This is a genomic window from Calidifontibacter terrae, assembly GCF_054778835.1.
In genome coordinates, this window is the sequence record NZ_BAAGZF010000001.1 from 514,818 (window position 1) to 527,514 (window position 12,697).

Here is a 12,697-nt window from a genome sequence, read left to right on the forward strand (position 1 = left end):
GCTTCGTGATCCCCCTGCTTGTCGCCGCGTTCTGCGCGGTGGTCATCGGCGCCACCCTGGCCGCAGTCGAGAGCGCCCTGGGGCGCGTCGGGCGAACCCAGGTCGAGGAGTTCACCGCTGAGGACCGCCGCGGTGCACCGGCGCTCGCGGAGTTGGTCGAGGACAGCAGTCCGGCCCTGATGGTCCTGAACTTCCTGCGCGTCATCGCCGAGATGGCCGCTGCGGTGCTGGTCACCATTGCGATCTACCGCTGGTTCGAGAACATCTGGGCGGTGCTCGGAGTGTCGATCGCGATTCTCGCAGTCGTCAGTTTCGTGGTCGTCGGGGTCTCACCTCGAACGCTCGGTCGTCGCCACGCGGGCGCCATCGCGCTGGCGACCGCTCCGGCGGTGAGCTGGATGCGAGACCTCCTCGGACCGATCGCCCACCTGCTCGTCACCGTCGGCAACGCCGCAACTCCCGGTCGCGGTTTCCGCGACGGCCCATTCGATTCCGAGGCCGAGCTGCGCGAGTTCGTCGACTTTGCCGGCGAATCGGACCTGATCGAAGCCGAAGAACGCAAGATGATCCACTCGGTGTTCGAGCTCGGCGACACCATCGCCCGCGAGGTGATGGTCCCGCGTACGGACGTCGTCACCATCGAGCGGGACAAGACGCTGCGCAACGCGATGTCATTGTTCAACCGGTCCGGCTTCTCCCGGGTCCCGGTGGTCGACGGTGGCCCCGATGACGTCGAGGGGATGCTCTATCTCAAGGATGTCGCCGCACGCCTGACCAGTGGCCGCGAGGACCACCGTGATCAGCAGGTCCACGAATTGATGCGCGACGCCGCCTTCGTTCCGGATAGCAAGCCGGCCGACGATCTGCTGCGCGAGATGCAAGCACAACGGCGCCACTCTGCGATCGTCATCGACGAATACGGCGGAACCGCTGGTCTGGTCACCCTCGAGGACATCCTCGAAGAGGTCGTCGGCGAAATCGACGATGAGTTCGACCGCGCGACACCGCAGGTCGAGGTGCTCGACGACGGCACGACCCGGGTTCCGGCCCGGATGGCGGTCGACGATTTCGCCGAACTGTTCGCGGTGCACGTCGAGGACGACGATGTCGACACCGTCGGCGGTCTGCTCACCAAGATTTTGGGGCGGGTTCCGCTGGTCGGTGCGACGGTCGAGATTGCGGGCATGCACCTCAGCGCCGAACGAATGGCCGGCCGACGGCATCAGATTGCGACCGTCGTGGTCGACCGGGTGCCGCCGCAGGAGGACACTGCGGATGAGCCGGATGTGTCCGACATACTTCGTCAACGCGACGAAGAAGCGGGAAGGAAAAGCGAATGAGCAGCAACGAGCCGACGGACTACAGGGCGGGCTTTGCGTGCCTGGTGGGACGGCCCAATGCCGGCAAATCGACGCTCACCAACGCGCTTGTTGGCCAGAAGGTGGCGATCACCTCCAGCAAGCCGCAGACGACCCGCCACACCATCCGCGGCATCCGCACCGACGAGCACTCCCAGCTGGTGCTGGTCGACACCCCGGGTCTGCACAAGCCGCGCACCCTGCTCGGGCAGCGGCTCAACGCGGTGGTCCACGAGACCCTGATGGATGTCGACGTGATCGGGTTCTGCCTGCCTGCCGACCAGAAGATTGGTCCCGGCGATCAGTTCATTGCTCAGGAATTGGCCGAGTTGCGCCGTGGGCGCCGCAAGCCCGTGGTCGCGCTGGCCACAAAGGCCGACTCCGTTCCCCGAGACCGGATGGCCGAACACCTCATCGCCATCGACCAGCTCGGCGACTGGCAGGACATCGTGCCTTGTTCGGCGGTCAAGGGTACCCAGGTCGACACCGTCGCCGAGGTGCTCGCTTCCCACCTGCCGCTGTCGCCGAAGCTCTATCCGGACGACGTCCTTACCGACGAGCCCCGGCTGATCATGGTGGCCGAACTGGTCCGCGAGGCGGCCTTGGAGGGCGTACGCGATGAGTTGCCGCACAGCCTCGCTGTCGTCGTCGACGAGATGATCCCGCGCGAGGACCGCCCGGTGGGCAAGCCGCTGATGGACATCCGCGTCAATGTCTACGTCGAGCGTCCCTCGCAGAAGGCGATCATTATCGGCCGCGGCGGCTCCCGCCTGCGCGAGGTCGGCAGCACCGCCCGGGTCGCGATCGAGGAACTGCTCGGCCAGCGGGTGTTCTTGGACTTGCACGTGAAGGTGGCCAAGGACTGGCAGACCGATCCCAACCAGCTGTCCAAGCTGGGCTTCTGAGCGGCGGCGCGATGACCGATCTGGAGAACCTGGCCTGGGCCGAGTTCGGTGACACGCTGCGCATTCCGGTCGACCCGGAACGCGATTACGTTCACACCATCCCGTGGGAGAAAGCTCAACTGCTGGCCGGTCGGCCGTTGGTCGACATCGGTTCGGGCTCGGGGCTGACGACCATCGCCCTGGCCCAACAGTTCCCGGGCAGCGAGATCCTGACCGTCGAGCCCGACCCGATCATGCGCGCCCTGCTGATGTTGCGCATCGCCGAGCAGCCGGAGATCCGGGAGCGTACGACGGTTTTGCCGGAGTCGATCCTCGACTGCTGGTTGCCCGAGAACTGTGGTGGCGCGCTCCTGTTCAACGTCATCTACTTCCTGGGCGGCCGAGCCCGTGATGAGTTCTGGCAGCGGATGGCGCAGGTATTGCTCCCGGGAGCTCCCATCCTGATGTCGAGGTCGTACGGCGGTGTGCCGGAGACGTCGATCGAAAAGAAGCTGACCAGCAGCGCGACGATGGGTCGCCACGAATACCAGCGATGGTTCGAGGCGGCGCCGATCCGGGATAACCGGATGGAGATCACGAACACGTATGTTGTCCTGCGTGACGGGCAGAAGGTGCGTGAGGTGGTCACCAAGGTGACCCCGTGGGGTCTGGACGAAGACCTGGTGTTGGACGAGATCCCGATCGGCAAGTTCGGGATCGAGGAGATCGACGAGAACTACTTCGCGATCCGACGATTGCCGGACATCAAGCGCTGAGGGTGAGCGCGGCCTCGGTCAGTCGCTGGGCGCCCTTTTCGAAAACGTCGTGCATGTCTCCGGCGGGGTAGCGAGCGGCCAGCTCCGCCGCAGCCAACGCTCCGCCGATAAGAGCTGAGCGGTGGAAGTCGCCGCTCGGATCGAACTCCGGTGGCGGGAAGGGGCCGGGACCGGGCCACGGCCAGTGTCGCGGCCACGGGGTTCCGCACCAATCCTCCAGGTCTTCCTGGAATGCGTTCATGGCAGCACCATCACGTCCACTGACGATGATGATTCCGCGGGCCATGAGATCCATCAACAACCGACCTATCTCGTGTGGGGGCAGAGGCTGCGGATTGAGCGAGGCGTAGTCACCGCGGCGGTATTCGCGCTGGCCTTGCGGTCCACCAGCGACGAGTTCCCAGACCCGGTCATCGATCGATGCGATGAACTCGAGCCGGCTGCGACCGGCGAACGAAAGCTGACCACGGGCAATGGCACTGATGAGATCTGCTGCACTGGGCATGAGCGTTCCTCTCTTGTCCGGCGGCTCGGATGGGCCGCCTGACAACAAGGAGGCGGCGACCAGCTCTCCAGATACATCGATCAGGGCCCTACCTCAAGCGCCCTACCTCAAGCGTTGAGGACTCCGACCGTTGTCCACGCGGCGCGCACCGCGTCTTCCTGCGACGACCCACCGCCGTAGCGTTTGCCGGCCGCGCTGATGGTGGCGTCGGCGAACGTCGCGAACGAGGAGTCCTTGGGCAGCGCGCCTTGGGTGAGGGTGTCGAACCAGATCGGGCCAGCCCCCTCCCAACTGTTTCCACCGATGCCGGTGGCGGCGAGGTAAAACGCCCGATTCGGGATGCCCGAGTTGATGTGGACGCCGCCATTGTCACCAGCGTCGGTGTGGGGGAGGTCCTGGTAACCGGCCATCGAGTCGGGTTGGGGGTCCTTGCCGAGGTGAGGATCGTCGTAGGCCGTTCCGGGCGCCTTCATCGAACGCAACGCCTTGCCATTCACCTTCGCGGTGAACAGGCCCTCGCCGATGAACCAGTCGGCCTCTTTCGCGGATTGGCCGAGCACTCGCTGCTTGACCATCGAGCCAAAGACGTCCGAGACGGACTCGTTCAGCGCGCCCGACTGACCGATGTAGACCAGACCCGCGGTGTATTGCGTCAAGCCGTGCGTGAGTTCGTGGCCGATGACATCGACGCTGTCGGTGAACGAGGAGAAGTAGACCCCGTCGCCGTCGCCGAAGACCATCTGTTCGCCGTCCCAGTAGGCGTTGTCGAAGTCCTTGTCGTAGTGAACGGAGGCAACAAGTTCGAGGCCACGGCCATCGAGGGAGTTGCGACCGAACACGTCGAACAGCAGTGACCAGGTGTCGCCGAGGCCGTCGTAGGCCTCGTTCACCGAGTCGTCGGAGCTCGCCGTCGCCCCTTCGGCCCGCACCAAGACGCCCGGCAACGTGGTGCGGTGGCCGGCATCGTGGATGGAGCGTTGCACCGCCGCCGACGTGGTCTCTGTAGGGGGAACGATTGCCCGCTTCTGGTCGGGTTGGAGGTGGTCGGGTATCAGCCCGCGCCCGCCTGGCTGGTCAGGTCGCGGGCGACTGCCGCGCACCTCCCGCCGACCGACGGTAGTGATCTGCACGGCGAGGGTTCGCTCGGCGGCGCGGGCGACGCGCTCGTTGTCGGAGCGGGCCAGCCGAGCAAGGAGATGGGGCGGGACGATCGAGCAGCAGGTGATGGTGTCCATAGCTCTATCGTGCGCCTCCCCACCGACAACATCGTCAAGACTTGGTCAGGAAATACAACGCTCGCTTCAGTCGCGCGAACGAGCCGTATCCACCCAGATATCGGTCACGCGAGCGAGTCTTTCATCTGTCACCAACAGCGGGGTGTCCGCTCGTTGAGAGGGTCCGTGACGGCGCCGGCCCCGGGTCGTATGGTGGGCGCGTGCAGATGCTTGTGGCGATGCTCCTCCTTGGCTGCCGCGGCGAGGCCTGATCCATCGGCCTTCCTCGTCGCGGAGTTGCTCCTGCCCGGGCCGAGCCCACAGCTCCCAGACGAGGACCACATGATTCACCCGCAGCAGCCCACCCCGATGCCGATCGCGAAGTATCAGCCGTACAACGAGCAGATCCGCTTCGAGTTGCCCGACCGCACCTGGCCAGACCGGAAGATCACGAAGGCCCCGCGCTGGTGCGCCGTCGACCTGCGTGACGGAAACCAGGCCCTCATCGATCCGATGAACTCCGAGCGCAAGATGCGCATGTTCAAGTTGCTGGTCCGCATGGGCTACAAGGAGATCGAGGTCGGATTCCCCTCCGCGAGCCAGACTGACTTCGACTTCGTCCGCGAGTTGATCGATGGCGGTCACATCCCCGATGACGTCACCATTCAGGTGTTGACGCAGTGCCGCGATCACCTCGTCGAGCGCACCTTCGACGCGATCAGGGGCGCCCACACCGCGATCGTGCACTTCTACAACTCAACCTCGGTTTTGCAGCGCCGCGTGGTTTTCGGCCTCGACCAGGACGGCATCGTCGACATTGCGCTGCAGGGCGCGCGGTTGTGCAAGAAGCTGGAAGAGACCGTTCCCGAGACGCAGATCTTCTACGAATACTCGCCGGAGTCCTACACCGGAACCGAGCTGGAGTTCGCGGCGCGGATCTGCAACGAGGTCGTCGAGGTCATCGACCCGACCCCTGACCGCAAAATGATCATCAACCTGCCGGCGACGGTCGAGATGGCCACGCCGAACGTCTACGCGGATTCCATCGAGTGGATGATCCGTCACCTGGACCGGCGCGAGTCGATCATCGTGTCCTTGCACCCCCACAACGACCGCGGGGAGGGCGTCGCGGCGGCCGAACTCGGCTATCTCGCTGGTGCCGATCGGATCGAAGGCTGCCTGTTCGGCAATGGCGAGCGCACCGGCAACGTTTGCCTGGTGACCCTCGGGATGAACCTGTTCAGCCAGGGTGTCGACCCGCAGATCGACTTCTCCGACATGGACGAGATCCGCCGTACGGTCGAACACTGCAACCAGTTGCGTGTTCCCGAGCGCCACCCCTGGGGTGGCGACCTCGTCTACACCGCCTTCTCCGGATCTCACCAGGACGCGATCAAGAAGGGCTTCGAGGACATGGACCGGCAGGTTGCCGATTCCGGAAAGCCGCTGGAGCAGTTGGTCTGGGGAGTGCCTTACCTGCCGATCGACCCACACGACATCGGGCGATCGTACGAAGCAGTGGTCCGGGTCAACAGTCAGAGCGGCAAGGGTGGTTCGGCCTACATCCTCAAGTCCGAGTACGGCCTGGACCTGCCCAAGCGCTTGCAGATCGAGTTCAGCGCCGTGGTGCAGAAGCGCACCGATGTCGGCGGCGGCGAGGTCAGCCCGGCCGAGCTGTGGGAGCTGTTCAGCGACGAGTATCTGCCGAGCAAGGACCTGGAGTCTGAGGGCTGGGGCCGCTTCCGCCCGGTCTCCCACACGATCAATTCAGCTGGCGACGGCCGCGACCACCTGGTGGCGACGATGTTGGACCGCGGCCGGGAGATCACGGTCGAGGGCTGGGGCAACGGTCCCATCGCCGCCTTCATCGACGCGCTCGGGACACTGGGTGTCGACGCTCGGGTTCTCGACTACGCCGAGCATGCGATGTCCGCCGGTGGAGACGCCGTGGCGGCGTCCTATGTGGAGTGCGCCATCGGCGACCGCGTGTTGTGGGGCGTCGGCGTCCACGGCTCCATCGTCAAAGCGTCGCTGACCGCGATCTTGTCGGCCGTGAACCGGGCCACCCGAGACGCCGAACAGGCTTGATGACAAAGGATGTTGCCTCGGCCAAGTGGCCGGGGCAACACCCTTTAGTGGAACTGTTCAGTGGTGGCGTTGCCACAGATGTTCTTGTTGAACCGTCGGCAGACGAAGTATCGATCTGGAGACCGGATACGGTCGTGTCGACCAACACCTGCAGTGGGAAGGAATGTGGCGTGGGCGCGTTGTGGCACCCGTTTTCGGACATGGGAGTCGTCGAACGCGACGGCGAGTTCGTCGTCGCGCGCGGCGAGGGCACCCGTGTGTGGGATGAAGCAGGCAAGGAATACCTCGACGCGACAGCGGGTCTGTGGTTCGCGAACGTCGGCCACGGCCGGCGGGAGTTGGCCGCAGCGGCGGCGCAACAGATCGAGACGCTGGCGGCGTACAGCACCTTCGGTGATTTCGCGAACCGGCCGGCGATCGACCTCGCCGAACGATTGGCTGGGCTGGCGCCAGTTCCCGGCTCCAAGGTCTTCTTCACCTCCGGTGGCTCAGACTCGGTCGAGACGGCCGCCAAGATCGCTCGCCGTTACTGGGTCGAAATGGGCCAGGGCAGTCGCCGCTACATCGTCGGTCGGACGAACGCCTATCACGGCATGCACTACGCCGGAACGGCCCTGGGTGGGTTGGCCGGCAACACCCAAGGTTACGGCGAACTGATCCCCGACCAGGCCCACGTCGCCTGGGATGACCCCGAGGATCTGCGCGCCACGATCGAGCGCCTCGGGCCGGAGAACGTTGCCGCCTTCTTCGCTGAACCCGTCATGGGCGCAGGCGGCGTCTTCCCGCCGCCGGACGACTACCTGATGGCGGTCCGCAAGATCTGCACCGAATACGACGTGCTGTTCGTCGCCGACGAGGTCGTCACCGGATTCGGACGCATCGGTGGTGCCTGGTTTGCATCGGGCAAGTTCGGACTCGAACCGGACTTCGTGACGACCGCGAAGGGGCTGACCTCGGGCTACATCCCGATGGGCGCGGTTCTGGTCGCGCCGAAGATCGCCGACTTGTTCTACGCCGAGGGTGCCGGTCGCTGGCTGCGACACGGCTACACCTATTCCGGCCACGCGGTCGCTGCGGCGGTTGCGCTCGCCAACCTCGACCTGATCGAGCAAGAGAACCTGCTGGATGCCGCTGCCCGGCTGGAGCAGACGCTTGCCCGCGAGCTGAAGCCGCTGGAGAGCCTGGAGGCGGTGTCCGAAGTTCGTTGCGGCACAGCTGCGGTCGCGGCCGTTCAACTCGCGGACCCGGCCAAGGCACCGGCAGTCGTGGCGAAGATGCGCGAGCTCGGCGTGGCGACGCGTGCGGTCGGTGCCGGTGGGGTGCAGTTCTCGCCAGCGTTCATCATGAGCGATGAAGAAGTGGTGCGGCTGGCCGAGGTCACCCGTGCCGCGATCGAGGAGACGGTGTGAGCAACCAATACCCGCTGCAGGGACCGAACGGTCAGCAGTACGGCGGTCAGCAGCCGCCGCAGGGACCGGTGTACGGCGGTGCGCAGCCTGGTCCGCAGCAGCCGGGGTACGGCGGTCAGCAGCCGCCGGCCTACGGCGGACCGCCGCAGGGGTTCATCGCCCTGACGATTCAGGGCAGTGCGATGACCTCGAACATGCTCACACCGAACGTGCTGTTGGATGGCTTCGCTGTGCCGGCTGCCTACGGGCAGAACACCTTCCCTGTTCCGCCTGGCCGGCACCATGTCGAGCTCTACGCCCAATGGATGCGGCGCTATGGCCAGGCCTCGCTCGAGGTGAATGTCGCTCCCGGACAGAGCGTTCCGGTGTTCTACCGGGCCCCCCTGCACCAGTTCACCAGCGGCAGCATCGGCTTCGAGAAGCAGACCGCGAAGGGCAAGGGCTGCCTCTGGGGACTCGTTGGCGTCGTGGTGCTTTTCGCGTTGATCGGCCTGATCGCGTCCATCGCTGGGTCCTGACCGACAGGGCGGGCTACCGCACGCCGTGGGGCCGGAACTGGATGCTGATCCGCGGCCCCACCGGCGTCGTCGTTTTCGGGATGGCATGTTCCCAGGTTCGTTGGTGCGAGCCTCCCATCACGCAGAGGTCGCCGTGGCCCACGGTGAACTTGATCGACGCACCGCCGCCGGCCGGCCGCATCACCAAGTTCCGCGGCGACCCAACGGACACAATCGCAACCATCGTGTCTTGGGTTGAGGCCCGACCCTCGCGATCGCCGTGCCACGCCACCGAGTCTCGGCCGTCGCGGTAGAGGCACATCCCAGCGGTGGTGAACGGTTCGCCCAGTTCGTCGGCGTAGTAGGTCGATAGTTGCGAGTTTGCCTCGCGGAGAACGGGATCCGGCCATTTTTCCGTGGCGCCGTAGAACCGCAGCAGTCGAGGAGTGGCGACCTCCCGGTCGTACATCATCCGTCGTTCACCCCGCCAGTCGACGCCGGCCGAGCCGTCCAGCATGAGCCGACTGAACAATTCGTCGGCTCCAGTGAGCCAACCGGGCCGGAGGTCGACCCAGGCGCCGCGGCTGAGGATCGTGCGGCGAACCGCTCCAGCCAGCGGGCGCAACCCGACCGTCTCCTCCTGGTCCAGAAGCGAACCCTGCAAGGCGTAGAACATGTGTTCGATACTACGCCAACCAGCAAATCCGCGCGGGTTATCGACATCCGCCCGTCCTATAGGCGCGGCAGATGTCGATAAGGCGCGCATTTTCTTGGGTCGGGCGACGTGTGCGGTGCGACAGCGCGCTAGGCCGGTGTGACGTTGTCGAGCAGCGCCTGCGCCGCGGCAAAGCCGCCCAAGCCGCTGACCCCACCACCGCGCTGACTGCCGGCGCCCGCCAGCAGCACCCCGTCGTACGGCGTGTCGACGCCCCAGCGTTGCGCCGGGGTGTCGAGCGGGGCGTCGTCGGACACCCACGGCCAGGTGAGGGGAGCGTGGAAGATGTTCCCGCCGGGCATCGCTAGGGCGTCCTGCAGATCGCGGGTCGTCTTGGTCTCGATGCAGGGCTGGCCGTCGTGGTCGCGGAGCACGACATCCTCCAGCGGCTCGGCCAACACCGAATCGAGCGAGGCGAGCACCTCGCGCTGCAAGCGGTCGCGGATATCCGCCGGCGCCCCGTCGAGCAGCCGATCGGGCGTCTGCAAGGTGAAGACGGTGAGCGTCTGCGCTCCGGACTGCCGCAGTTCGGGCGTCAGGATCGACGGATCAGTGATCGAGTGGCAGTAGATCTCGGCTGGCATCGGTGTCGGGATCGATCCGGAATCGGCTGTGCGATAAGCGGATTCGAGTTGGGTGTAGAGCTCATTGATGTGGAAGGTGCCGCCGAACGCCGCCGCCAGCGACACTCGACTGTCCTTGAGTCGGGGGAGTCGCGACAACAAGAGGTTCACCTTCACTTGAGCCCCTTCCACCCGTACGGATTCCTTCGTCTGCATCAACCTGTCCAACACAGCAGGGGCGGCGGCCCACACGACAGTGCCGGCCGTCGCTCGATGGTCAGCGACGCCGTCCGTCCAGGTCACGGCGCCGTCTTCGACCGCCGTCACCGTCGCGCTGGTCACCAGCTCGGCCCCTGCTCTCCGGGCAACGTCGGCGAGCTGCTGCGGGACCTGACCCATGCCGCCGATCGGCACGTCCCAGTCGCCGGTGCCGCCACCGATGACGTGGTAGAGAAAACAGATGTTTTGGCGCAGATCCGCCCCGTGCGCCGCGGCGTAGGTCGAGATGAGTCCGTCGGTCAGAACCACGCCACGCACTAAGTCGTCGGCGAACGTTGACTCGATCACCTCGCCCAATGGACGGTCGATGAAGTCACGCATCAGGGCCCGGTCGCCGACGAGGGCATCGACCTCGCGGCGACGGCGCAACGGCTCGGTGACCGTCGGCCAGAGCGCGCTGGCCAGGGCCTGCGTACGGCCGTAGAACTCGCCCCATCGGTCGACGTCGGCGCCAGCCCCGATCGCCTCAAATGAAGCGCGCGTCGCGGTGGTGTCCCGGTTGTCGATCAGCAGCCCGTGGTCGGTTCCCGGAACGGGCGTGTACGACGAATACCGGCGCCGTGCGAGGCGCAAGGAAAGCCCCAGGTCGTCGATGATCCGCTGCGGCATGAGGCTGACCAGATAGGAGTAGCGCGACAATCGGGCGCCCATCCCGTTGAACGCATCGGCCGACACCGTGGCGCCGCCCAGTTCGGGGCTGCGCTCCAACAGCAGCACCGATTTCCCGGCGCGGGCAAGATAGGCGGCGGCGGTCAGGCCGTTGTGGCCCCCGCCGACAATGACGATGTCGTGGCTCGTTGTCTGCACCACCCATTTCTACCGGTGTGGCGGTTCGCTCGCCGCCGACAGGCGGGAGACAATGGGTAAACCATGCCCACGTACAACGAGGTCGCGATCGTCCTGCGCACCCACAAGCTGGGGGAGCACGACCGGATCGTCACCCTGCTCACCCGCGGCCGCGGCAAGTTGCGCGCCGTCGCTAAGGGCGTCCGCCGTACGAAATCGAAGTTCGGGTCGCGGCTGGAGCCGGGGATGATCGTCTCTTTGCAGTGCTACGAAGGCCGCAGCCTCGACACCGTCACCCAAGCGGAATTGCTGGCGCCCTACGGCGAACAGATCACCCACGACTACGGCTGCTACACCGCTGGCGCCGCCATGCTCGAGACCGCCGAACGGCTCTGCGAAGAACGCGAACCGGCAATTCAGCAGTTCAATCTGCTCGCGGGCGGACTCGCGGCGCTCGCTGCTCAGTCCCACGACAGTGGGCTCATCCTGGACAGCTACTTGCTGCGGGCCGTGTCGATCGCCGGTTGGGCGCCGAGCTTCGATCGCTGCGCTGGCTGTGGCGACCCCGGCCCGCACCGCGCCTTCAACCTGTCCAGCGGCGGCGCGGTCTGCCGGCTCTGTCGGCCGCCGGGCTCAGGTGCGCCGCACCCCGACACCTTCCTGTTGCTGGGCGCCTTGCTGGCTGCCGACTGGCCGGTGGCTGATGTCAGCGGCCAGAACACCCGCCACGAAGCGACGGGATTGGTGGCGGCCTATGTCCAATGGCACCTCGAACGCGGCGTGAGATCGTTGCGGTTTGTGGATCGCACCCCGCGCGCCGAAGGAGTTCGTTCGTGACCATTCCCGAGGTCCCGCCGCTGCACGTCGACGGGCTTACCCCGCCGCAGATCCCGGCGGAGTTGGTGCCGCGCCACGTCGCGATGGTGATGGACGGCAACGGTCGGTGGGCCAATCAGCGCGGGCTGCCGCGCACCAAGGGTCACGAGGCGGGCGAGGCTCAGCTCATTGACGTCATCGCCGGCTGCCTCGAGATGGGCATCCCGAATCTTTCGGCCTACATGTTCTCCACCGAGAACTGGCGCCGTTCGCCCGACGAGGTGCGCTTCCTGATGGGGTTCAACCGCGACGTGATCCGACGCCGCGTCGACCTGCTGAACTCCTGGAACGTACGGTGCCGCTGGTCGGGGCAACGGCCGCGGCTGTGGCGTTCGGTGCTGAAGGAGTTGCAGCGAGCCGAGGAGATCACCGCGAACAACACTGGAATGACGCTGCAGATGTGCGTGAACTACGGCGGACGAGCCGAGATCGCACAGGCCTGTCAGCGGATCGCCGAACAGGTGCAGAAGGGCAAGATCAAGCCTTCGTCGATTGACGAACGGATGATCGCGCGCAACCTGACCTGGCCGGACATGCCCGACGTCGACCTGTTCGTGCGCTCGTCAGGGGAGCAACGGACCAGCAACTTCCTGCTGTGGCAGTCGGCCTATGCCGAGATGGTCTTCCTCGACACGCTCTGGCCCGACTTCACCCGCCAAGACCTCTGGCGCGCGGTGCAGATCTTTGTCGATCGTGACCGCCGATTCGGTGGGGCGGTCGACGCGGCGAAGTAGCCGCCAGGAGCGA

The 12,697-nt window shown here is 65.9% G+C and carries 12 protein-coding genes; 8 read left to right on the forward strand and 4 right to left on the reverse strand.

From position 1 onward, the window contains the following. Positions 1-5: 5 nt before the first annotated feature. From ACYU98_RS02500 to ACYU98_RS02510, 3 genes are read left to right on the forward strand one after another with little or no spacing between them, the layout of a single operon-like run. The gene (locus ACYU98_RS02500) at positions 6-1,340 is read left to right on the forward strand and encodes a hemolysin family protein (RefSeq protein WP_460466596.1); all 1,335 of its coding nucleotides are present in this window, start codon (positions 6-8) and stop codon (positions 1,338-1,340) included. After that, positions 1,337-2,263, forward strand: a complete 927-nt coding sequence (gene era, locus ACYU98_RS02505; protein ID WP_460466597.1) for a GTPase Era — start codon at positions 1,337-1,339, stop codon at positions 2,261-2,263. The genes ACYU98_RS02500 and era overlap by 4 nt, the downstream gene beginning before the upstream one ends. Before the next feature lie 11 nt (positions 2,264-2,274). Continuing rightward, complete coding sequence (locus tag ACYU98_RS02510; RefSeq protein ID WP_460466598.1) at positions 2,275-3,018, forward strand: class I SAM-dependent methyltransferase; 744 nt, start codon at positions 2,275-2,277, stop codon at positions 3,016-3,018. On the opposite strand, the gene ACYU98_RS02515 is transcribed toward ACYU98_RS02510, so the two are convergent. Both ACYU98_RS02515 and ACYU98_RS02520 read right to left on the reverse strand, forming a co-directional pair. Beyond that, positions 3,008-3,523, reverse strand: coding sequence for a hypothetical protein (locus tag ACYU98_RS02515; protein ID WP_460466599.1), 516 nt, complete (start codon positions 3,521-3,523; stop codon positions 3,008-3,010). The two genes, ACYU98_RS02510 and ACYU98_RS02515, sit on opposite strands and share 11 nt — an antisense overlap. 107 nt (positions 3,524-3,630) lie before the next feature. Beyond that, positions 3,631-4,758 carry a M4 family metallopeptidase gene (locus ACYU98_RS02520; protein WP_460466600.1) on the reverse strand — a complete coding sequence of 376 codons (1,128 nt, stop codon included), beginning with the start codon at positions 4,756-4,758 and terminating at the stop codon, positions 3,631-3,633. A gap of 321 nt (positions 4,759-5,079) precedes the next feature. Between ACYU98_RS02520 and leuA the strand changes: the two genes are divergently transcribed. The 3 genes from leuA (at position 5,080) to ACYU98_RS02535 (ending at position 8,752) form a co-directional block, all read left to right on the forward strand. After that, on the forward strand, positions 5,080-6,825 hold the full coding sequence (gene leuA / locus ACYU98_RS02525) for a 2-isopropylmalate synthase (protein WP_460466601.1): 1,746 nt from the start codon (positions 5,080-5,082) through the stop codon (positions 6,823-6,825). Between the two features lie 170 nt (positions 6,826-6,995). Further along, a complete protein-coding gene (locus ACYU98_RS02530; protein WP_460466602.1) occupies positions 6,996-8,234 on the forward strand; it encodes an aminotransferase family protein in 1,239 nt (412 codons plus the stop codon). Further along, on the forward strand, positions 8,231-8,752 hold the full coding sequence (locus ACYU98_RS02535; RefSeq protein WP_460466603.1) for a hypothetical protein: 522 nt from the start codon (positions 8,231-8,233) through the stop codon (positions 8,750-8,752). The genes ACYU98_RS02530 and ACYU98_RS02535 overlap by 4 nt, the downstream gene beginning before the upstream one ends. Positions 8,753-8,765: 13 nt before the next feature. Here the strand turns inward: ACYU98_RS02535 and ACYU98_RS02540 are convergent, their stop codons facing one another. Both ACYU98_RS02540 and ACYU98_RS02545 read right to left on the reverse strand, forming a co-directional pair. Further along, the gene (locus tag ACYU98_RS02540) at positions 8,766-9,407 is read right to left on the reverse strand and encodes an alpha-ketoglutarate-dependent dioxygenase AlkB (RefSeq protein ID WP_460466604.1); all 642 of its coding nucleotides are present in this window, start codon (positions 9,405-9,407) and stop codon (positions 8,766-8,768) included. 128 nt (positions 9,408-9,535) lie between these two features. Beyond that, positions 9,536-11,095 carry a phytoene desaturase family protein gene (locus ACYU98_RS02545; RefSeq protein ID WP_460466605.1) on the reverse strand — a complete coding sequence of 520 codons (1,560 nt, stop codon included), beginning with the start codon at positions 11,093-11,095 and terminating at the stop codon, positions 9,536-9,538. Between the two features lie 63 nt (positions 11,096-11,158). Between ACYU98_RS02545 and recO the strand changes: the two genes are divergently transcribed. Together recO and ACYU98_RS02555 are read left to right on the forward strand one after the other, a co-directional pair. After that, positions 11,159-11,911 (forward strand): DNA repair protein RecO, encoded by a 753-nt coding sequence (recO, locus tag ACYU98_RS02550; protein WP_460466606.1) that lies wholly within the window; start codon positions 11,159-11,161, stop codon positions 11,909-11,911. Positions 11,912-11,913: 2 nt separating this feature from the next. After that, entirely contained in the window at positions 11,914-12,684 is a 771-nt protein-coding gene (locus tag ACYU98_RS02555) for an isoprenyl transferase (RefSeq protein WP_460466641.1), read from the forward strand. Positions 12,685-12,697 lie beyond the last annotated feature (13 nt).